12 protein-coding genes and 2 pseudogenes are annotated in these 21,877 nt (G+C 66.4%); 6 read left to right on the top strand and 8 right to left on the bottom strand.

From position 1 onward, the window contains the following. Positions 1-422: 422 nt before the first annotated feature. Positions 423-3,470: a VCBS repeat-containing protein gene (locus ACH499_RS29685; protein WP_399019606.1), complete on the bottom strand. Its 3,048-nt coding sequence runs from the start codon at positions 3,468-3,470 to the stop codon at positions 423-425. A 488-nt stretch (positions 3,471-3,958) separates the two neighbouring features. Between ACH499_RS29685 and ACH499_RS29690 the strand changes: the two genes are divergently transcribed. The 3 genes from ACH499_RS29690 to ACH499_RS29700 all read left to right on the top strand — a co-directional run bounded on the left by ACH499_RS29690 (position 3,959) and on the right by ACH499_RS29700 (position 11,210). Next, entirely contained in the window at positions 3,959-9,997 is a 6,039-nt protein-coding gene (locus ACH499_RS29690; RefSeq protein ID WP_399019608.1) for an RHS repeat domain-containing protein, read from the top strand. Positions 9,998-10,212: 215 nt separating this feature from the next. Further along, positions 10,213-10,485 (top strand): hypothetical protein, encoded by a 273-nt coding sequence (locus ACH499_RS29695; protein ID WP_399019610.1) that lies wholly within the window; start codon positions 10,213-10,215, stop codon positions 10,483-10,485. 500 nt (positions 10,486-10,985) lie between these two features. After that, a complete protein-coding gene (locus ACH499_RS29700) occupies positions 10,986-11,210 on the top strand; it encodes a hypothetical protein (RefSeq protein WP_399019612.1) in 225 nt (74 codons plus the stop codon). Positions 11,211-11,299: 89 nt separating this feature from the next. Here ACH499_RS29700 and ACH499_RS29705 read toward each other — a convergent pair whose 3' ends face one another. Next, entirely contained in the window at positions 11,300-12,064 is a 765-nt protein-coding gene (locus ACH499_RS29705) for an IS5 family transposase (RefSeq protein WP_399019614.1), read from the bottom strand. Between the two features lie 111 nt (positions 12,065-12,175). Between ACH499_RS29705 and ACH499_RS29710 the strand changes: the two genes are divergently transcribed. Further along, positions 12,176-12,532 carry a hypothetical protein gene (locus ACH499_RS29710; RefSeq protein WP_399019616.1) on the top strand — a complete coding sequence of 119 codons (357 nt, stop codon included), beginning with the start codon at positions 12,176-12,178 and terminating at the stop codon, positions 12,530-12,532. 386 nt (positions 12,533-12,918) lie between these two features. Here ACH499_RS29710 and ACH499_RS29715 read toward each other — a convergent pair whose 3' ends face one another. Further along, the gene (locus ACH499_RS29715) at positions 12,919-13,347 is read right to left on the bottom strand and encodes a helix-turn-helix domain-containing protein (protein WP_399019618.1); all 429 of its coding nucleotides are present in this window, start codon (positions 13,345-13,347) and stop codon (positions 12,919-12,921) included. Between the two features lie 457 nt (positions 13,348-13,804). Between ACH499_RS29715 and ACH499_RS29720 the strand changes: the two are divergent. After that, positions 13,805-14,219, top strand: a pseudogene (locus tag ACH499_RS29720) (ATP-binding protein); the annotation flags it as partial. Positions 14,220-14,229: 10 nt separating this feature from the next. On the opposite strand, the gene ACH499_RS29725 reads toward ACH499_RS29720, so the two are convergent. Continuing rightward, positions 14,230-14,631, bottom strand: coding sequence for a hypothetical protein (locus ACH499_RS29725; protein ID WP_399019620.1), 402 nt, complete (start codon positions 14,629-14,631; stop codon positions 14,230-14,232). Between the two features lie 409 nt (positions 14,632-15,040). Between ACH499_RS29725 and ACH499_RS29730 the strand changes: the two genes are divergently transcribed. Further along, positions 15,041-15,700, top strand: a complete 660-nt coding sequence (locus ACH499_RS29730) for an SMI1/KNR4 family protein (RefSeq protein ID WP_399019622.1) — start codon at positions 15,041-15,043, stop codon at positions 15,698-15,700. Between the two features lie 174 nt (positions 15,701-15,874). On the opposite strand, the gene ACH499_RS29735 is transcribed toward ACH499_RS29730, so the two are convergent. From ACH499_RS29735 to ACH499_RS29750, 4 genes and pseudogenes are all read right to left on the bottom strand, one after another. Continuing rightward, the gene (locus ACH499_RS29735) at positions 15,875-16,384 is read right to left on the bottom strand and encodes a hypothetical protein (RefSeq protein WP_399019624.1); all 510 of its coding nucleotides are present in this window, start codon (positions 16,382-16,384) and stop codon (positions 15,875-15,877) included. Positions 16,385-16,448: 64 nt separating this feature from the next. Continuing rightward, positions 16,449-16,559 (bottom strand): annotated as a pseudogene (locus tag ACH499_RS29740) (helicase associated domain-containing protein); the annotation flags it as partial. A 39-nt stretch (positions 16,560-16,598) separates the two neighbouring features. After that, positions 16,599-17,078, bottom strand: a complete 480-nt coding sequence (locus ACH499_RS29745; RefSeq protein WP_399019626.1) for a hypothetical protein — start codon at positions 17,076-17,078, stop codon at positions 16,599-16,601. A gap of 1,392 nt (positions 17,079-18,470) precedes the next feature. Continuing rightward, a complete protein-coding gene (locus ACH499_RS29750; RefSeq protein ID WP_399019628.1) occupies positions 18,471-21,758 on the bottom strand; it encodes an N-6 DNA methylase in 3,288 nt (1,095 codons plus the stop codon). Positions 21,759-21,877 lie beyond the last annotated feature (119 nt).

A 21,877-nucleotide genomic window follows, 5' to 3' on the forward strand; every position in this document is an offset into this window, starting at 1 on the left:
CCGCTACGAGAAGACCGCCACCATCTACCTGGCCGGACTCCACATCGCGGGCATCTTCCTCTGGTCCGCCCGGTGATCCAAACGAAACTGCCTAGGCCCACCGTCGGCTACTCTGTCGCCCTCGTACTTCGTCTCACTCGACCGCCGGGCCTTGGCGGGGGAGCAGTTCACCTACACCAACGACTTGGCTTGACTCGCTCGCTGATCGATGTCCCGCTATCCCGGGAGTCGCCCCGGTACGAGCGGGACGTAGCCCCGGACCGCGCCGCATGTTGTCGACTGTCCGGGCCGGGGTGGCGTCCGTGGCCCCCGTCGGCATGTGGTGTGCCGGCGGGGGCGTTCCTCGGATCGGACTGCTGGGATACGGCTGGCTCGCCGCGCTGTGACGGTTTCTCAGCGCGGGCTCGTTGAGCAGTGGGTTGTTAGCTGAGTGTCTCGAAGTCGAGCCAGCCGTTGGTGCCGACGGAGATGGGGGTTCCGTGGCCTGTGGTGGTTACTGCTGGGTAGAAGTAGAGGCCCTTTGTGGGGTCCGGGCTGGTGGCCCACAGGTCTGGCTTGTTGTCGTTGTCGGCGTCGCCGCCTGATGTGATGAGCGGTCGGTTCGCCGGTGTCCAGCCGGAGCCGATGTTGATGCGGGTCTCGCCTACTCCCAGCCCTTCTCCGGCGGGTCCGGTGCCGGGGTAGAGGAACAGGTCGCCGGTGCTGCGTTGGCGGGCGAGGAAGTCGACGTGGCCGTTCTTGTCGAAGTCTCCGGGGGCGATGAGGTCGTAGTCGGGCCAGTTGCCGTTGCCGATGAGGACGGGTTCGGTGGTTTCGTCGAGGTGGTAGCTGCTGGCGCCGTAGTAGAGCCAGAGCAGTCTGCCTTCCTTGACTATGAGGTCAGGGAAGCCGGGGACGTCCATGGTGCCGTCGTTGTCGACGTCGAGCGGGCCGTCGACGTCGCCGATGGCGATGACTTGGTCGGCGTTACTCCAGTGGCTGTTGGCGGGGTCGTAGGCGGTCAGTTCCTGGCGGCCTGTGGAGCATGTCCCGCTGCCGGTTGAGACTTCTTCGCCTGTGGTGCTGCAGGCGTAGCCGTAGCCGTTGTTGGGGTAGACCTGGAGTGTTTTGCTGCCTGCGGGTCCGCTGAGGGAGATGAGGTCTTCGTATCCGTCATCGGTCCAGTCGCCGCGGTGAGTGATGGATGCGCCGTTGAATCTGGTGGAGCTGCCTTCGGAGTAGATGCTGACGGTTCCGTTGCCGGTGCCGGAGTACTGCCGGAGTATTCCGTCGGTGCGTACTCCGTATATGTCGCTGTTGCCGTCGCCGTTGAGGTCGCCGGGCTTGTCGGTGATGTTGAGGCTGTTGACGTAGAAGAGGTAGACAGCGCGGTCGGAGGTGTTGTTCCCCCGGTCGACACTGCGGGCGTACAGGCGGTGGGAGCCGGCCGATGTGGGCGTTACTTTGACGCTGGTGGATCCGCCGAGGGCCGAGGGGGTGGCGGTTCGTACGGTGGGGTCCCAGTCGGTCCAGTACTCGTACTTGGCGACATCGGTGACGCCGCCGTTGCCGAGGCTGAAGGTGCCTTCGGTGCGTACGGGGCTGGTGTTGTCAGGCCAGCCCTGGGTGCCGTCGGGGAATTGGGGGGAGGAGATGGTCGGCGGTTTGCTGGGGCGGGTGCCGTCGAACTGGAAGTGGCATTGGGTGCTGGGGGCGCTGGAGCTGGTGCCGTCCTGGGTTCTGGCGTACCACGAGAAGGTACCGATCCCGGTGACACCGGCATCCGTGAGCAGGGAGGCCAGCTTGGTTTTGGGGACGACCAGTCTGCCGACTGTCCCGGAAGTGGTGGACACCGTGGTGCGGACCTCGTTGCTCGCCCCGCCGTGGCCGGTGGGCCACAGGACGAAGAGGGCCTTGACTGTTCCGCCATCGGCGTCACGGAAGGTGCCGCCCAGGGTGATGTCCGTGTTTCCGATCACCGTGTACGGGGTCGTGGCTCCGCACGTCGCGCCGGTGTCCGGTGAGGTGTACAGGCCGGTGGGGACGTCGGGCACCGTGTTGTAGTCAGTGGACAGTACGGCTGTGTTGGCGTCGAACTTCTTCCAGCCGTACACGTCCGTCTCACTCGCGGCCGCGAGCTCGAGCTGGAGTGTGTTCCACTTGCCGGCCGCGGCGTCCTGGGCGCCGGCCGTCGTGTCGAATGCAAGGTTGCCGGCAGGGCAGGCTGAGCCCCATCCCTTGGCGTCGTAAACAGTGGCCAGCTTCTCGCGTCTGGTGGGGCGGCTGTCCCATGTGGTGGTTGAGCTGATGGCGTCGGTACGCCAGAGTTCTACGTTCCGCTTGTTGCAGGACCAAGACCACGTGTTCTTGATGCGGAATGTGGACTTGGTGATGACCTTGTTGGTATTCCACAAGTTTTTGGTGTTCATGCGGAAGTACGAGCGGGTGACGCCGTTGGTCTCGTTCTCGTAGCCGGCGCGGGCCGTCGTGGTGCCCTTGCTGCCGTCGGAGTTGATCCAGCCTGCTCCGTTGTAGAAGGAGTTGTTGGGGAACTTCTTGTTCACGATGGCCCATGAGTACCTGGAGCCGGTGACCGAGGGGTCGATGTATACCGGGAACTGGGTGTTCTCGCCGGTCAGCAGGTCCTGGTCGGGGGTGAGGCTGACCGTCTTACCGTCGGTCTCGAGCAGGACGGGTGCCTGCTGGCTTCCCGGAGGCGGGGAAAACGCGTCGTCGATGGGGCCGTCGGCTGCAGTCCCGGCCAGAGCAGTAGGGCTCTGCTTCGCAGATGTCGGCAGCGCGCCGTCGCTGGTGCTGCTGTCCCACATTCTGGGCGCCGGCCCCGTGAAGACCTCCTGGCCGGCCGGATTGAAAGCCCGGAGATTGTCGTGGGCGTCCTTCGTGAGCTCCACTCCGTTGCTGGTCACTGCGAAGTCCAGCTGCTTGAGCTCGGGGTTGGTGGCGGCTTCCGCGCTCTTCACCACCAATGCTTGGCCGAAACCGGTTGGAGTGGCGTGAAGCTTGAGGTCGACCCCTGGCAACACTTCAGAATACGTGGCGGTCTCGCCGACAATCTGGGGCGACGGGAGAGTTCCCGGCCAGGAAAAGGCGAGGCTGCGCCCATCACGGACGACGGTCGCCATGGGGCCGGTACCGCCGCCGGAGAAGGTGACCTCGGTCTCGGTGGCTTTGGTTTCGTACCCGTTGGCTGTGGCATGAAGGGTGGGGTCGATGTCGACGAGCTTGTGTCCTTTGCGGACCCACTGAGGCAGCGCATAGCGCTCCTCGGTGAAGGTGCCGGAGGGGTTGGCGAAGACCTGGGAGGTCTCTGAGCGCTGCCCCAGAATCTCAACAGGTTCCCCTGTTTCCTGGGCCTCGGCGAGGGCCTTCTGGCTCTGTGAATCGAGGGCAGCCGAGGAATTCTGCGCCGTGGCCGCGGCTGTGGCGGCGCTGGCGGTTTGCTCTGCCCACTCGACCTGTGTGAGTGCCATCGCGGCGAGCGCAACGGCCGCCGGACCCGCCCGGAGTGTTCGTCTCTTGGGGTGGTGAGCCCATGTCATGGTGCGGTTTTCCCTCCCTAGTGGCAATGCAACTACGCACCGTAGAGAGCCGAGTATGCACAAAACAAGCCTGTGCGATATTTGCCCGTTATGACCGAAACGAGAATGCCTTTATTGCCTCATTGGGGAGATTTTTGGCATATGCCGAGGGCGTGTGCGGCAACTTTATGGCTAGAAAGATTCCCTGTGGCTTGATGGATGCTCTTCTTGCCTTGCCGTGGTGTTCGAAGGAAGGGCTGGCGAAATAGCGGTCGCCCTCTGTTGCCGTCCGGTCATACGGTGTTACGTTCCTTCGGACTTATGTTTGGATCTTGTTCCTGATAACTTCCCAGGGGGGAACCTTGTCCGGTTCACGGGCGAACTCTGCCCATAGACCTCGTGCGTTGAGGCACCGCCGACGTCTGGTGCGTGGCGTCGCGGTGACTGTTGTCAGCTATCTGGCCATCGGGATGCTCAGTGAGCCCGTTGCAGCCGCTGCTGACCTGGCGCTGCGTGAGCTGCGCAAGCCCGATCCTGTGCCGACCGGCGCAGTGCAGGTCCACGCGCTCGACCGCCCGGACCAGACGGCGCAGCGTGCCTGGAAGGGTGCGCCAAAGGTGGAATGGCCCAAACCCGGAAGCTCCACAGTTCCCCTTCCCCCCACGGGGCTTGCCAAGGCCGGTGACCCATCGGTACGCGTGGGTAAGAGCGTGCTCACCAGCAAGACCGGCAAGACCGACGGGCTCGCGCAGGCGCAGGTGCAGGTGCTCGACCAAGCCACGGCCAAGGCACTCGGCGTGAACGGTGTTGTCCTCGCTGTGCGGTCAGGCAGCGGCGAGGCAGGACCGGTCAACGTACAGGTGGACTACTCCGGCTTTCGTCACGCCTATGGCGGTGACTGGGCCTCCCGTCTGAGGCTCAAGCAGCTGCCCGCCTGCGCTCTGAGCACGCCGGACAAGGCAGCGTGCACCAAGAGCACCGACTTGCCCACCCGCAACGACAGCAAGCACGCGACAGTAGAAGCCGCCGTGAATCTGCCGGCGACCAGCAAGGCCGCAGCGTCCACGCCCCTGTCCGAGACCCCCTCTTCCCGCTCAGCCAGCGGCCTGACCGCTGCCGAAGGAACCGTGCTGCTAGCGGCGACGGCTGCAGCGTCAGGAGCCTCCGGCGACTTCACGGCCAGTCCTCTCTCGCCTTCTGCCTCATGGTCGGCCGGCGGCTCCAGCGGCGCCTTCACCTGGAGCTACGATCTCGACACGCCCGCAGTAGCGGCGGGAGACGGGCCAGACCTGAGCCTGTCCTACAGCTCCCAAGCCGTCGACGGGCGAACCGCCGCCACCAACAACCAAGCCAACTGGGTCGGAGACGGATGGTCCCTCGACATAGGGTCCATCGAACGCCGTTACATTCCCTGCTCGGAGGACACCACCAACAGCAACGGCACCGACAAGAGCGGCGACCAGTGCTGGAAGAAGGACAATGCCGTCCTCACTCTCGGCGGCCAGTCCAACGTCCTCGTCAAGGATGACGCTTCCGGGCAGTGGCACCTGGAAGACGACGACGGCACCAAGGTCGAGAAGCTCACCAGCACCGACCGCGGCAACGGTGACAACGACGGCGAGTACTGGCGGGTGACCGTCCCCGACGGCACTCAGTACTACTTCGGCTACAACCGCCTGCCCGGCTGGTCCTCCGGAAAGACCGAAACCAACTCGACCTGGACGCTCCCGGTCTTCGGCAACCAGACTGGTGAGCCCTGCCACGCCAGCGCCTATAAGGACTCCTGGTGTCAGCAGGCCTGGCGGTGGAACCTGGACTATGTCGTCACCCCGCACGGCGACGCCAGCGCCTACTACTGGAACAAGGAAACCAACTACTACGGCCGCAACGTCAACCCCGACACCGGAGCCTCCACCGCCACTGTCTACGACCGCGGCGGCTACCTCGACCACATCGGCTACGGCTTGCGTGCCGGCGACACCATCTACACCCAGACGGCGGCGGGCAAGGTCGACTTCACTGTCGCCGAGCGCTGCCTGAGCGACTGCGGGACCTTCGACTCCGCCCACGCCAAGAACTGGCCCGACGTCCCCTTCGACCGGCACTGCGCCTCGGGCCAGGACTGCAAGGATCGCTACTCGCCGTCCTTCTGGACCCGCAAGCGCCTCACCCAAGTCGACACCAGCATCCTGACCGGCGGCGCATACAAGCCAGTCGACACCTGGAAGCTCACTCACCAGTTCCCCGCCACCGGAGACGGCTCCAACCCTGCCCTGTGGCTCGCCTCCCTCACCCGCACCGGCCACACCGGCACCGGGGACATCACCCTGCCGGCCGTGACCTTCATGGGCCAGCAGCTGCCCAACCGGGTCGAAGGAGCCACCACCGGAGGATCTCCCGACCCGGTACCGCCGCTGACGCGCTACCGCGTCTACGCCATCAACACCGAGACCGGCTCCACCATCGGCGCCACCTACTCACCGGCCGACTGCAAGGCCGGCGACGTCCCCTCACCGACCAGTAACACCCGCCGCTGCTACCCGGTGATCTGGTCCCCGCCGGACGCGCCAGCCGCCGAATACAAGCCCTACCTCGACTGGTTCCACACCTACGTCGTCACCCAGGTACTGGAGAGCGACAACACCGGCGGCGCACCCATCAAGGAAACCGACTACAGCTACCTGGACGGCATGGCCTGGGGCAAGGACGAGGACGAGTTCGCCAAACCCGCCGAACTCACCTACGGCGACCGCCAGGGCTACGGCCGCGTCCAGGTCCGCACCGGCGCACCCGCACAGGGCAAACAGTCCCTCGAGGAGCACCGCTACTTCCGCGGCATCACCGGCGCCAGGATCGCCGACCACGAAGGCAACGAAGCCACCGACCACCCGGCCTTCGCCGGCATGCCACGCGAGGACGCCGTCTACAGCAACGACGGCGGAACCCTGCAGAAGACCGTCAGCTACACCCCCTGGCGCTCGGCCGCCACCGCCACCCAGGCCCGCACCGGCCTGACCGCGCTCCAGGCCTACGCCACCGGCACCGCAGAGGAAAAGACACGTACGGCCGTCGGCTCCGGCTGGCGCGCTACCCAAACGGTCCGGACCTTCGACCGCTACGGCCAGGCCCTGACCGAGTCCGACCTCGGCGACCTCGCCAAAAGCGGCGACGAGGAATGCACCACCACCTCCTACGCCGCCTCCACCACGGGCATCCTCGACCTGCCCAAGCAAGTCAAGACCGTCGCCGCCGCCTGCGACAAGACACCCTCGCTGCCCGCCGACCTGATCTCGGACGCCCGCTACTACTACGACGGCGCCACGAGCCTGGACACCCCTGCCACCAAGGGCGACGTCACCCGCCTGGACGAGCAGGACGCCAAGGGAACCGGCTACCTCACCACCGCCCGCCACACCTACGACCAGCACGGCCGGGAACTGACCGACACCAACGCCGCCAACATCACCACCTACACCAACTACACTCCCACCACCGTCGAAGCGCCCACCTCCAAGACGGAGACCAACGCCTTCAAACACGCGGTCACCACCTCCTACGACCCCACACGCAACGCCCCGACGGCCCTGACTGACGCCAACGGCAAGCGCACCGACGCAGTCCTGGACGGTCTCGGCCGCACCCTCAAGGTGTGGCGACCCGGCTGGGCCAAGGCCGACCACCTGAGCCAGCCCAGCATCGAGTACACGTACACCATCTCGAAAACCGCTCCCAACGCCGTGGCGACCAAGACGCTGCAGCACGACGGCACCTACACCACCAGCTACCAAATCTACGACGGACTGCTGCGCGCCCGCGAAACCCAGGCACCCGCCGTCGGCACCCCCAACCGGGTCATCACCGAAACCCGCTACGACACCAGAGGCTTGGTCTCCAAGACCTACAGCGCCTACTACGCCAACGGAGCCCCCTCCGCGACCCTCGTCACGGCAGCTGACAACACCGTGCCGACCATGGTGGAAAACCTCTACGACGGCCAGGGCCGCGTCACCGACGCCATCGCCCGCCACAACGGCGATGAGGCATTCCGCACCAAGACCGTCTACGGCGGGGACCGCACCACCGTCATCCCGCCCACCGGCGGCACCGCCACCACCACCATCACCGACGCTCAGGGCCGAACCACGGACCTGCTGCAGTACACCAACGCCGAACGCACCCAGTACCAGACGACGCGCTACACCTACGGCAAGTACGACGAGCCGGACACCGTCACCGACCCGGCCGGCAACACCTGGACCTACACCTTCGACGCCCGCGGCCAGCAGACCGACGTCAACGACCCCGACAAGGGCAAGAGCCACACCACCTACGACAACCTCGGCCGCGCCACCGCGGTCACCGACGCCCGCGGCATCACCCTCACCACCGGCTACGACGACCTCGGCCGCCAGCGCACCCTGAAGCAAGGAAGCACCCTGCTGGCCGAATGGACCTACGACACCCTCGCCAAGGGCCAGCCGACCAGCAGCACCCGCTACATCGACGGCCAGGCCTACACCACCGCCGCCACCGCCTACAACGACGCCTACCAGCCCACCGCCAGCACCGTCACCATCCCCGCCGGCGCCGGCAACCTCGCAGGCACCTACACCTGGACCTTCGGCTACAACACCTATACAGGCGCCCAGGAATGGATCAAGCACCCGGCCGTCGGCAACCTCCCCACCGAACGCCAGACCACCGTCTACGGTGACCATCACCTCCCGCTGAAAACCACCGCAGGCGCCGTCACCCTCGTCAACGACACCCAGTACGACGTCTTCTCCCGCACCAGCCGTCTCGAATTCGGCACCCTCGGCAAAAAGGTCTACCTCACCCGCGACTACGACGAATTCACCGGACGCCTGACCCGGCATACCTCCGACCGCGACCTGGCCCCCCAGCGCATCGACGACACCACCTACACCTACGACGACGCAGGCAACGTCACCGGCCTGACCACCACCAGCGGACAGGACGCCCAGAAGACCACCGACACCCAGTGCTTCACCAACGACGCCCTCCAGCGCCTGACCGAAGCCTGGACCACCACCAGCACCTGCTCCAGCAAGCCCACCAGCACCACCGTCGGCGGACCGAGCCCCTACTGGCAGACCTACACCTACAACGGCGTCGGCAACCGCACCAAACTGGTCGACCACGCCACGGGCGCCACCAGTGCTGACGCCACCACCACCTACACCCACAACCCTGCGGGCGGCAGCGTCCCCCACGCCCCGCAGTCCGCAACCACCAGCGGCGGCCCGAACAACGGACAGACGAGCACCTTTACCTACGACGAGGCCGGCAACACCACAGCGCGCACGGTTGGCTCCCGTACCCAAAAGCTCGCCTGGGACGCCGAGGGACACCTCGCCACCATCACCGAAGCCGGCAAGACCACCAGCTACCTCTACGACGCCGACGGCAACCGCATGATCGCCCGCGACGCCGACGGCACCCAGACCCTCACCCTCCCCGGCAACAACGAACTCAAAATCACCCCCACCGGAACCAAGGAAGGAGTGCGCTACTACACCCACGGCGACGAAACCATCGCCGTCCGCACCACCAGCGGCTTCTCCTACCTCATCAACGACCACCAAGGCACCGCGATGACAGCGGTCGCCATGACCACCCTCGCCGTCACCCGCCGCCGCCAACTCCCCTTCGGCCAGCAACGCTCCGAACAGAGTGAAACCCTTCCCGGCACCCGCGGCTTCGTCAGCGGCACCGAAGACCCCACCGGCCTCACCCACCTCGGCGCCCGCGAATACGACCCCACCCTCGGCACCTTCATCTCCGTCGACCCCCTCATCAACCTCGACGACCCCCTCCAGATGAACGCCTACGCATACGCCAACAGCCGGCCCGTCACCGCATCCGACCCAGACGGACGGATGCTCTATGACGACTTCACCGGCCTCGGCTACGGCAACACCACAGCCATGAAGCACGCCTACCAGAAGTGGGGCTACCGCGACAGCAAGGGCCACACAACCAAGAAATATAAAAAGAAACTCGCCACCCTCAAAAAGAGCTACAACACCTACTACAACTCCAGCTACTACAAAAAGCAGCCTCCCAAAGTCAAGTACGTGAGTAGCGTGTCAGACCCTCGCATCAAGGCTCAAGCCGAGGTCCGCAGGAAGGCCGCAGAAGCCGAAAAGCATAAGAAGGACGGAATTCGCGATAAAGTCAAGAAGGGTATTAGTTCCTTCGGTGGATGGCTCTCCGACAAGGGGAAAAAGGTGGCTCACAGCTTCAGCGGTGACACCACGGGACTGTGTTTGAGCGGATCGGCAGGTCTTGGATTCGGGGTAGCAGGATCGGTTTGTCTCGTCGGGACAAGGAGGCCCGATGGAGGTAACGACTACGGCATCAGCCTGAGTCGTGGATCGGAGACTCCGTCTGTCGGGTTCAACGGTGGTGTCTCCTTTATGAGCAGCAACGCCACTGACTTCGATAATCTCCGATGAGACGGCTGGGGTGGTACCCTCACTGCGGCGTATGGTGTAGGTGCAACGATAAGCCACGAGAGAGCGATCGATACGACGAACAGTCGTGGTGAGCCAGTGGGGACCACCAGCGTTGGCCTAGTCGGAGGCTTGGGTTTCGAGGCAGGCGTAACCACTTCGCGCGATACACGGGTTGGTCGAATCGGTGATATCTCAAAGAGAATATTTGGTATCGGATGAATCAGGTCGACGTGATTGAACTCGCAGGGTATGTCTCTTCCGAGATGAACGTCGGGTGGCTTGTGGTCTCAGGGATCCTCTTCCCGCTGGGGCTAGTCACCGTTTTCAACATCGCGCAGATGGCTGATCGGATATTCCTGTTCCTGGCGGGTGTAGTCCCCGGCCCTACAGAAAGGGCTACCCCGAGGTCGATACGGTTCGCTGCCGGAGTGATAGCGTTCGTGTCTCTGGTCAGTTTGGTGGTCGAGATTCGGATGGGTCTCACCTGACGCGAGGGCAAGCTGACACCCAGGGCAAGGCGATTGCAAAGTCGTGGTGATCGCGCGGGTGTGCAGGTCGCGGCGGTATGACAATGCTGGCCGGTACGCGACCGGACGCAATGAAGCTCCGTTGTGGAGGTGACCTTCCCAAGTCGCCGTCCCGCAACGGAGCTTCGATGCACCGTCAAGTCTGCCTCCGTCTGTCGGCTCAAGTCGCCCACTCATCAGCACCGTGAGATCGGCTGCGGGAACTGGCCGATCCGCGGTGCCGACGCGGGAAGCGTAGGAGAAGCCGCTGCTGGTGCGGACGGCGATGGTTTCGTCGCCGGGGGTGTAGTAGCGGAATGTGGAATGACTATCGTCTGCGAGGTGGCAGTGGAGTGGCGATCATCAGGGCGCGCCGTGAATGACGCGGGCTACACCGTCACCCGCCGCTGACACCAAACGCAGCACATTTCCCGGTCCAACCCGCCCGGTTATTTGGCGCCCAGTATCCGGAGTTTCATCGAATGTTCCATTTTGTGTGGGCGGTGGGGTTTGCTGTCCTGGGCACGCTGATAGCCCTGGACTATCGCAATCTCGCTCTCCGGGTGTACGACATCACCTGCAAGTTTTCGCCGAGCGGCCCGCCCGGTCCTCGATTCACCGAAGACCACATGAGAATCCTGTGGGGCTTATTGGCGGCGATCTCCGCGGTGGTCGCGGCTGTCAGGGGATGGGTCCTCTTCGGCTGACGCTCGGTTGTTACCAGCACTGGCCACAAGCGCCCAGTCAAGAAATCAGCACGCCAGGCCTGAATCAACGGACGGACAGTGACCCGTTTTCATCCTGAATAGGTGCAGGTCAGCAGGGTGTGGACGGCTTGGACGACCGTGCCGATGCGGCGGGTGGAACAGCGGGCTCGCCGCAGCAGCCGCCACGTCTTGAGTTGAGCGAAGGCGCGTTCGCCGGGCGCCCGGAGCCGGGCATGGTCGCGGTTGAACTGCTGGTAATGCTCGGGTTGTTCGCTGTGGTGGTAGTACGGGGTGCGGAAGGTGGCGCCGGCGCCCTGGTAGGCGCGGTCCGCGAGTACGAGGATCTGCCGGGTGAGGCAGGCCTGGACGATGCCGTGAGCGCGGGCCGCCGTCAGGTCGTGGGTGCGTCCCGGCGTCGCGCGGGAGAACCACAGTGGGGTGCCGTCCGGACGGGCGACGACCTGGACATTCATGCCGTGTTTCCGGTGCTTCTGGGAGTAGTACGGCTGGTCCGCGGCGATGCGGTCGATGGGGATGAGCGTTCCGTCGACGATGACGAAGTCTCCTTCGCCCAGGCCGACGAGGGCCTCGTGCAGACCGGGAGCCCAGGAGGCCAGGATGTCGAGGGTCTCGTCGACGTACCGCCAAGCGGTCGCGGTGGAGACCCCGAACCCCGCCGCGAGCTGGGGCAGCGTCTCGTTCTTGCGCAGGTGCACCAGCGCCAGCAGAGCCTGCTGGAAGCAGCCCAGCTTCCGCCACCGCGTGCCGCGTTCACACCTTCGGGCATAGATGAGCCACGAGACATGCTCGACCAGCTCGTGAGGGACGTCGAGCGTGGCACGATACGGGACCAAGCGAGGCTCCTCGGACGAAGCGAGGTGCGTAGAGAACACCACCGCAACGACCAGGAGCCTCGCCTTGTCACGCCACCCCGCTGACCTGCGCCATCACCCCTGCAGGACAGGATGAAAACGGTTCAGGGCATCGACCCTCTTCTGAAGGTCATGCAGGAGGAGCGCCAGACCTTCTTGGCAGGTGTGGAAGGTGTGATCGACCAGTCGCCCGGAGAGAGTTCCGGGCTAGCCAGGTTCCTGCCATGGGCCTATCACGACTTCAATGGCGACATCTGTCTGCTGGTTCCGCCGTCGGTCGACAACCATCATTGGGCCGTGGCTGTCTCGTTCCGGCAATGCTCTGAGGTTCAGATCTTTCCGGGCGGGTTTATCGACTTCCTGCAGGCTCTTGTCAGGGGTGAAGTCCCTCGGGGGTGGCCCCGCGTTGGGTTCGAATGGGCCAGTGCTGAAGGGTCGCCCCTGATCTGAAGCAGCCGAGGGCCCAACCTGTGCTGTTCTCGACCGCTTCCCTGCCCGGGTCTTCGCCTTTGATGAGTACGGCCCGTTCGGGAATCATCCCAGGCGGACTCGGGCGGGGCCGAGCAGGGCCGGCCCGATCGGCAGCCGCCACCTTCAAGGGCGACGCCAGCTTCGGGTCGGCGAGTGCCTGCCTCCGTGTCCTGCACTACCGCGTCGCCTGAGTCCGCAGGGGCCCCAGACGCGGCCGGCTGCTCCTCCGCTCGCTCCGGTCCACGCCGGTGGCCTCGTCCGGAACTTCCTCCCATGCGCCTTCGGCTGCGTGGGGGTGGTGTGGGCTGGGTGAAGGCTTCGGCTTCCCATAGGGGGAGGAAGAAGGAGGGCTCGCCGTCCAGGAGCTACACGATTCGGTAGATGTCTTCCCAGGGGCCGGTGGTGGTGCCCTGGAGGAGGCCAGCGACGTAGTCCTCGTCGAGGTCGTTGTTGCTGGTGACGGAGATGGCCCAGGGGGTGGGGCTGCCGGCGCGCAGGTGCAGGAAGCGCAGCGCGGAGGCGAGGGTGGAGAGTCGGGGCTGGTTGTCGCGGCGGGCGTTGGACGATTCCCAGATTCTGCGTAACACCTCGGGGTCGGCGCCGCAGGCGCGGGCGATGGAGCAGGCGTGTTTCCAGGAGGGGAAGCGTTCGCCGGACATGACGCGGGAGAGGAAGCCGGGGGAGAGGCTGGCGCGGCCGGCCAGCGCGCGCAGGCTGAGGCCGGAGGCGCGCTGAAGGCTGCTGAGGACGGTGGCCAGGTCGCGGCCGCCGGTGGCGGGCAGCGCGCAGGGCACCGGGCGCCGGTGCGGGGGTGGGGGGTGAGTGGCTGCCTGTGCCGTCCCCGCCGGCGTCGGCGCCGTCCGGGGCCGTGGGGACGGCGGCGTCGGCCGCTGGAGCGGGGCCTGCCGCGGCGGGGCCTGCGAGGGAGGGCGGCAGCACGACGGGCACCGACCGCTGGCCGCTCCGGCGGGCGGGCAGGTTGAACTTCTTGCGCGCGGTGTCCCTGGTCGTGCCCAGCAGGACGCCGACCTGGTCCCAGGTGGCCCCGCGCAGCTTGGTTCTGGCCACCATGTGGGGAGTGAGCTTCTCGGCGAGGACCTGCAGGCGCACCATCTGCTGCAGCGGCTCGGACACGTCCCCGTCCGCCGCGGTGAGGCTCTCCAGAACCGTCCGGGCGGCCTGCTCCACCTGCTTGAGCTGGACGCGCAGCGCCTGGTCGAAGTCTTCGGTGTCCGGGGGCTCCACTGCGGTCTTGCGGTGGCGGTGGGAGGCCTGCCGGGGCAGCTACTCGATCTACTTCACCAGCCTTGACGACATGGTCCGCAACCTCAAGGCCGCAGAGGCTGCCGGCCGTCTGACGAACAAGCTCGGCACCTATCTGCAGCCCGGCGTCCTCGTCGTCAACGAGGACGGCTACCAGCCCCTCGAACGAGCTGAGGCGAACTTGGTCTTCCAGGTCATTTCCAAGCGCTACGAGAAGGGCTCGATCATCCTGACCTCGAACAAGACCTTCAGCGAATGGGGCCAGGTCTTCGGCGACGAGGTCCTCGCCACCGCCATCCTCGACTGGCTTCTCCATCACTGCGAAGTGATCTCCATCAACGGCCCCAGCTACCGGCTCAAGAACCGCCTCCAGGCCATCGCGCGAGAGAACGACGTGGCCTGACCAGCTGCGATCAGGACACCGGATCCTCGCCCGGCGGAATGAAGGCGTCGGCCCCATCAGCGTCCTCGACATGCCCCTGAGCATCGACCGTGATGGCCGTCGCCCGCCCCTGCGAGGTGATGAGCCAGGCCAGCACCTGTTCCGTCAGCGGCGTTCCCCCTGGGCCCTCGTCCTTCCAGTGCACCCGCCACCCTCCACCAGGCACCGCGGCCACGACCTGGTCGGCTCCCTCCAGGTGGGAGAAGTCCTCGTAGTCCGTCACCGGACGAAGGGCCCCACGTTTAGGATCGACGACCAGGGCCGTCCCAGTCGCCTGATCCCAGCCCTCCACACGCACCATGCGGCCGACCTCGGTGTCGGTGCCGTTGAAGATCGCAGTCCAGCCGGTCTGATTGAAATAACGAAGAGACACCGCGCCATCATCTCGAACCACGACGCTCGCGCTTCACAAGGCTCCTTGCTCTGCCCGTTCATCCGTACGCAGCTCTGCACATAGACGAGTACGCCGGCAGCTGGCACTGGCCCCACAGAGCGCACCCCGGGTGGGTGGGCCTTCCGCGTCCTCCTGCCTCCTGAAGCGTCTCGCGTCCTCGACGTCCGCGGTCAGGGGGTTGCGGGGCTGCTCGTGGGGGGCAGTGTCGGCGTGGCCGGAGGGTGCCCCCGCACCACCCCCTTGTGCGGTCGAGTCCCCGGCCGCCGGGCCGCCCCCCCCTCGCCCTCTCTCGGGTGGGGAGGGGCCCCTGCCCCCTGCCACGGTCTTGTGCTGCGCGTCTCGAATAGAATCGCCGTCATTTCACTGCAGCAGCGCAGGACCACAAGGCATGCGACCCACCCACCTGTGGCAGGAGGGTGGGCCGGCGACCAGGTCCTCGAAACAGACGCCGGGGGTAGCAGTGCCGCAGAGCTTTACCGACTCCGTCATCCGCATGCTGGGGGAGGGCAGACAACAGTCCGGGCCTCCTGCGAACTGGCGTGCACTGGAAGACGAGCTGAGGGTCCGGCTGCCTGACGACTACAAGGAAATCGTCGGCAAGTACGCTCCGGTGCAACTGAACGTGCACCTTTACCTAGATCACCCCTCCACTCGCCGGTGGAACCTGCGGGACTGGATGATGCAGACGATCCAGGCGTTCTCCCACAGCGATCTGCAGGACCTCAAGCGCCGCGGTTTCCCCGACTCACCCTTCGGTGCTCCCTCCGGCCTCATTCCGCTGCTCGACACCGACCGCGGTGAGAACCTCTTCGGCATCGCCGACGCAGACACGGGAGGGTGGAGGCTCTTCTCCTGCGACGGAGGCGAGGCGCTCTATCACGAGTACGACATGTCATTCTCCGAGTGGCTGCACCGGTATCTGGTCGGAGAAGACATGTTCGGACCGGGAAGCGGCGTCTTCTATGCCGGGCCGATCGTCTTCGAGAGCAGGCCGATGAGCGAGACGGAACCGATGACGAGCTGGGAAGGCCCCGAACGCGGCATGTGAGCTGTTCAATGCCACCGCCTTCGCCGCCGTCTGGACCGGCAGCAACGGCATCGCCCAACAGCCTGACGAGGCTTCGTGGAAATCCCCAGGCTCGCTCTTCGTTCCCCATTTCATTGACCTGTCACCGGTAGGCCGGATCCTCCTGCCTGGGATGGTCAGGGCTGTTCCTCGGAATCAAGGGCGTCTTCGGCCGTCTCCACCCTGGTGCCAGGCGTAGACGCGGACGGGGTCGAGGTGGAGTTCGTTGGGGCCCAGGCAATCGGCGGCCCAGGTGGCTAGGCGTGAGCCGCAGGCGCAGGCCAGGTTGGGGCCATGCGCGCCGGTGGGGCCACAGCACCCAGTCCAGTTGTCCCCGCATGTAAAGGGGGCGAGGCGGGGCAGGACGTCGTCGGGGTGGACGACGACGCTGTTGCGCTGTCCCGCGGAGACGGTGGCCCAGGTGTCGGACCGCAGCAGCTCGCGGCCCGAGCTGCTGGCGTGCTGGCGGGGTACGGGGGCAGGAGCGAAGGGCGCGCCCCACGGGTCGGGGTCGATGGCGTAGTGCCCGCGCGGGACAGTGGAGCGGGCCCGCCCGGTCTCCTTGTCCCGGCCGTCGTCCGGGTCGTCGACGTCCGGGACGGTGGGCAGAGCCACCAGGTCCCCGGTGAGCGCGGTTGCGCACTTGGCGCAGTAGAAGACAGCCACACGTCGGGTTCTACCGCCTGGCGGTCCAGGCCGTCACGCGGTCCCGCAGGTGCCCGCCCATGTTCTATGTCCATCGCATGCCGACGGCAGAGAGCTGCTCCACCCGCCCCGGCGAGAGGGCCGCGGTCCGGCGGCGTTGGTTGCTGACCCATGCACCAAGCCGGAGCTCCCGCTCCTCCTGGTGTTCCCGGCTTGTGGCGGTGAGCGCGGTTCCTCAGGGCGTGAGGAGGGTGCGGATCTGGTCGGCGGAGTGGGTGTGGGAGGTGCGGATTGTCAGCCAGGAACCGTCGGTGCAGGCGATGTCCACGCGGCGCCTGCGTCGTCGCGGCCAAGGGGTGACGCGTATGCCCGCGTGTGGGCACGACACGGCATGCGAGGCGTCCTGCCAGACCGCCCGCACGGCGATCCTGCCGTCAGCCACCACGAGCAGGCACTGTGCTTGCTCCGCGCGGAGTGCGTCCCTGGTCCAGTAGGCGGTGTGGACGGCGAGGACGAGCCGTCCGGCGTCACTGTCCCAGCCGCCGCGCATGCCCGGCCCGTTCAGCAGCCGCAGCAGGAGGCGGAGAGCCTTGCGAACCGGCTCGAACAGCGCGGAGAACGCCTCAAGGGGGTCCTCGGGCAGCGCGAGCAGGAAACGGACGAAGAAGAGCGAGCCCAGCGACTGCCGTCTCCTTTGACGCGGCTGAGACGGCAACCGCCGCAACCCCGGCCGCCGCCCGTACCGCGGCAACCCCACCTCGAACTCCACGTCCCACCCCCTCAGGGAGCGTAGGACATGCGCAACCAGCCTTTGATGCGTCTCGCGTGTTCCCTTGCCCGGGGATGCGTCGCACAGGACGGAACAAGGTCACGACCACCGCATCCCGATGGCCGCAAGGCGGGCCGTCATCACGGGTGGCAGTACGCGCGCCCGTACGAGGAGCGGCGGCCGATGACGGCGCCCGGCGGCGGCAGCATCAGCGAGACGCAGGGCGCACCGCCGGGCGGTCCAGTGTTTCCCACGACCGACCCCGGCCCCGCAGGGGGTGCTCGCTTCGGGTGTGACGAAGCGACCCGTGAACAGGACGCCACTGCGGCAGCGAATGAACGGCCAGCGACCGAGCACAGGATTCCGCCGCGCCCGAGTCGCGTCATCAAAATCGCGGATCGAACCGCTCGCACCGCATCAGCAGCGACTGAAGCGACTCGGAGTCACAAGACGGATAGCTATCGCGTTGCCCTTCGTGGGCATCTCACCGGCCCGGCATCCGCGTGCCCGACCCTCTGTGACGCTGGTGCGGCTCCACAGCCCACCCGCATAGCGCGGCCGTAACTGGGAGACCATCTCGACGAACGCCTCCCGCAGCACTGCAAAGTAACCTGAACTGGGCACTCATCATCCTCATGACAAGGCGACTGACTCGCCCACCTCCAGTTGGGCGAAGGAGCCGAGGACCGTCCGCCTGAGTTTGCAGGGTCGGAGTTTCACCGCTTCCGCTGACTTGTCAGCTTCCGCAGTGTGATGATCGAAGCCGTGATCAGCACGGGGACTGGACCGGCCAAGCGCAGTACGTGGATCGGTATAGCGGCGACAGCGCTCCCGCTATACCTGACGATGATCGCTGCCTCGGCCGGCGCTCTGGTCGACACCGCTTTGCTCGGCCATCACGCCACCGCCACCCTCGCCGCCTTCGCCATCGCCATGGCCGTGTTCAGTCCCGCTACCGCGACAGTGGCGGGCGCGCTCCGCGGTGTGATGCCGTTCGTCACCCCGAGCAAGGAGGATCCTGACCGTCTTCTGCCCGTAGTGCGCAGCGGAACGTGGCTAGGTGGGCCACGGCCGCCACGAGGCGGGCCGTGGCGTGTGGGTCAGGGAGGGGGCGCCCGCTCACGTGCGGGGCGGTATCGTCGGGGCCGACGACGGTGACGCCGAGCCGGTGGATGAGCCCACGGAAGTGCTCCATCTCTGCCCCGGGGCGCCACACTGCGGCGTCGCTCCCGCTTTCGGGGGCAAGTCCGGGCGCGACCAGTTCGTCGGCCACCGCTTCAGCGGGGGTGCCCGACGCGCGAACCCATTGGAGTCCAGGGCCGCGGGCGTGGCACGACTTCAGGTGTCGTCCCGAGGGAACTTGTGATCCCTGCCGCAGCGCATTGTGATGTCCCCGCTCGTCTTGTCGAACTTGTGGAACAGGAACAGCTCCCGCGCGTCGCAGTCCTCGCAGACCTCGGCCCGTGCCACGGGCCACAACGGCAACGGTCGCGGGGATGAGGGGCCCTCCACGTAGATGCGGTCTGGGTCGAGGGTGTCGGGGAACGAGCGCTCGAAAGGCTCCCAGTCAGGATGGCTTCCTTGGAGACGTCGCCCGATCAGGGTGAATCCGCCGTTCCCGGCGTACGCACAGGTGTCGACCAGTTCCCAGCGGAGGGCGGACAGCCAGCCCACCGATTCCAGGGCCGCCACGACCAGCGGCTGAAGCGTCTCGACCTCCCGCTCCAGCTTGTGTTCCGGCTGCACCCTGCTCGCGTGGCTGGAGTCGTTCCGCATCCCGCGCAGTTCGCGCAGCGTTCCGAGCACCCCACCAGGGTCCAGGGAGCCCTCCAGTTCCGGAAGTTCGGGGATAGGCCCGGCCTTGACCAGGGCTTCGATCTGTTTCTCCCATGTCCCGAAGGTCGCACCGCCCTGCGAGAGGGATCTGTTTCTACGAAGGGTGTCAACGTAGCCCTGGTCACGGTGTATCTGGACCGCGACGGCAAGCACCCCGACACAGCGCGCCACGCCTTCCGCGAGTTTCAGGAGAGCATCCTTGCGATGGGCCGACGTCGTGGCGATGCGGTACTGCCGGGCCAGCGCCGCGACGTGGTACGGGTAGGTCCACTCGGCCCGTCGGACCGGGTCCCCGAGCGGTTGGACAAGTTCTTCGATGATGCGCGCCTCGTATGCGGATGCTTTGGCGACACGGCGCATCTCGTCGAGACCAGCCTGCATACCTTGGAACACGTTCGGCAGGATTCTTGAGGTCGTGACGGCGAGCGCCGCTCTGCCGTGGTCGAGGTCGTCCAGATGCGCGTTGAACTCAGGGTCCTTGATCAGCTCGACAGGCACGGGCGAGTTCATGGACACGCGCGAGTAAGGGCCGTCCTCTTCGCTCGCCCGAGTCCGCATCCACTCGCACAAGGCTCGGCCGTTGTTGCCGATAGGACGCAGCACGGTCAGACCGGTCACGGCGTCCCCGAACTCCGCAGGCAACACACGCCAGTTGCCCGCGAGTCCCACCACGTCACCGCCGGTACAGATGGCCACAGCCTGCCCTGGCCGGGCAGACTCCGAGAGTTCCGCCGCGGTCGCCACCGTCTGGAGGTCTCGGCCGCTCAGCAGAGGCAGGCCCGTGGGCCGCCTACCGGGTGAGCCGGTTCCCACGCGCCGTGCCACCGTGGACAGTGGACCGAAGCCCGTACCGGGCACGCCGAACAGGAAGGGGGCCTGGGGCAACGCGTAGCCGGTCTCGACGCCGATCTGATCGCGCAACAGGTTCGGGTACTCGGGCGCGATCTCCTGCTCGATGAACTCGTCCACATCCTGTCCCAGCGGCACCCGCACCTTGTGCCGCAGCTCGGGATCCGGCAGCGGACGCCCCCGCGTGTCCTTCTGGAGCTCCCCCTCCGGGGCCGATACGGCCACCGCCTGTCGTACCCGGCGCGACAATGAACGCGGGAGCTCCGCCGACAGACCTGCGTTCTTCAGGGCCGTGGAGAAGGCGCCCTCGAACGCGTTCCAGGTGGGCCAGTTCTGCCCGTTCAACGCACGAAGTGCTCCCACCAGGGCATCCGTTCCGTCGAAGGATACACGTGTCGGCCAGGATTCGGCATCGCTGACGGTGTCGTCGCTCACCGCGAAGTACTGCCGCAGCTGCTGCTCGACCGTGACCTCCTGATAGCCAAGGTCATCGACGTCGAGGAGCAACGCCCCGTCCTCACCATCGGCTTCTTGCCGCTCCCCCAAGTTGCCCCCGTATGCGGCCTCGTAGTGCTCGCCGAGGCGGGCGATGTGCTGGTCCGTCAGATAGTGCCGCTTACTCGCCAGCGTCCCGCGCAGGGTCGCGAAGTGGCCCCGGGCATCCAACGCGATGACTTTGCCCCGCAGCCGGGGCGGCTTGCGGTTGGACAGCAGCCACAGAGACGCGGAGAGACCGGTGTTGACGAACAGATGCGTGGGCAGGGCGACCACACCCTCCAACAGGTCGTTCTGCAAAAGCCACTGCCGGAGCTTCGCCTCGTCCGATCCGGTACCGCCCCGGTTCAGCGTCATGGCAGGGAGCAGGATGGCTGCCCGGCCGCCACCTGCGGCCGGAGGCCGCATACGGGCGACCATGTGCTGCACGAAGAGCCAGGAACCGTCACTGATACGCGGCAGCCCCGCCCCGAAGCGGCCGTCGTGGCCCAACTCCTCAGCTTCGCGCTTCACTTCGCTGTGTGTCCGTCGCCACTCCACCCCCCACGGAGGGTTCGACAGCAGATAGTCGAACGTCTCGCCTCGGTGCCTGTCGTCGCTGAGGACGTTCCCGAAGCAGATGCCCGTCGCATCCGTGCCGCTCAAGATGCGTTCGGAGCGGGCGATCGCATAACTCTCCGGGTTGATCTCCTGGCCGAAGACCCTCACCTCGGGGGGACTGTCCAGGCCGCGCAGGTAGTCCTCGACGGCGGTGAACATGCCCCCGGTGCCGCAGCACGGATCATGGACGGCGATGGGCCGGCCCGCCCGGTCAAGCGTCGCCGCGTCTGGGCCGAGCAGCAGTCTGGCGGCCAGCGTGGCCACGTCGCGGGGGCTCGCGTGCTCGCCCGATCGCTCCGGCGCCGCCTCGACGAGACGCCAGACCAGTTCTTCGTACGCCGACCCCATCTCCTGGTCGGAGACGGCATCAGGACTCAGATCGAGCTCTGCGAACCCGGACACAACGCCACGCAGCACACGCGCGCTCGCCAGCCTCTGTACCTCAGCGGCGAATTGAAACGCGTCCAGTACTTCCACGACCTCGGCGGAGAAAACTCGCGTAAAGCCCTCCAGTGCTTCGGCGAGCAGCTTCTCGGCATCCGGTGACGCCTCGTCAACCGCCGTGAGCAATCCGCCGAGGCTGTCCCGAGTGTCCGTAGCTCCGGCTGTCTCGTCCAGTCCGGCCTGCGCCGAGTCCGAGCTTGCGGCCGCGACGCCGCCTTCCCCCTCCGTGGCCGTCACCTTCAGCCCCAGGCCCACCTCATGCCGGCGCAGGCAGTCCATCCGGCGCAGAAAGGTGAACGGGAGTATCACGTTGCGGTACTGATGGGCCGGCATGCTGCTCCGCAGTAGATCTGCTACAGCCCAGCAGGCATCCACCAGTGCTCGGCCTTCGACCCCAGCCACTTACCCTCCCAGGCCCGGCGGCCACCCACCAGCCGGGCGCGGGTCATCATCTCACCCCGTGACAAACGTGATGATGATTGGTGCGCCAAGGGGCCCAGCGAGTAGACGCGCAACCTCGG

The sequence above is a fragment of the Streptomyces sp. NPDC018947 genome, from assembly GCF_044390505.1.
GTDB lineage: Bacteria > Actinomycetota > Actinomycetes > Streptomycetales > Streptomycetaceae > Streptomyces.

Bases quoted from the DNA above. Each gene is read 5' to 3' on its own strand.
- ACH499_RS29710 (WP_399019616.1), top strand. From the start codon at position 12,176: ATGAAAACGGTTCAGGGCATCGACCCTCTTCTGAAGGTCATGCAGGAG.
- ACH499_RS29700 (WP_399019612.1), top strand. From the start codon at position 10,986: ATGTTCCATTTTGTGTGGGCGGTGGGGTTTGCTGTCCTGGGCACGCTG.
- ACH499_RS29685 (WP_399019606.1), bottom strand. From the start codon at position 3,470: ATGGCACTCACACAGGTCGAGTGGGCAGAGCAAACCGCCAGCGCCGCC.
- ACH499_RS29730 (WP_399019622.1), top strand. From the start codon at position 15,041: ATGCGACCCACCCACCTGTGGCAGGAGGGTGGGCCGGCGACCAGGTCC.
- ACH499_RS29695 (WP_399019610.1), top strand. From the start codon at position 10,213: ATGAATCAGGTCGACGTGATTGAACTCGCAGGGTATGTCTCTTCCGAG.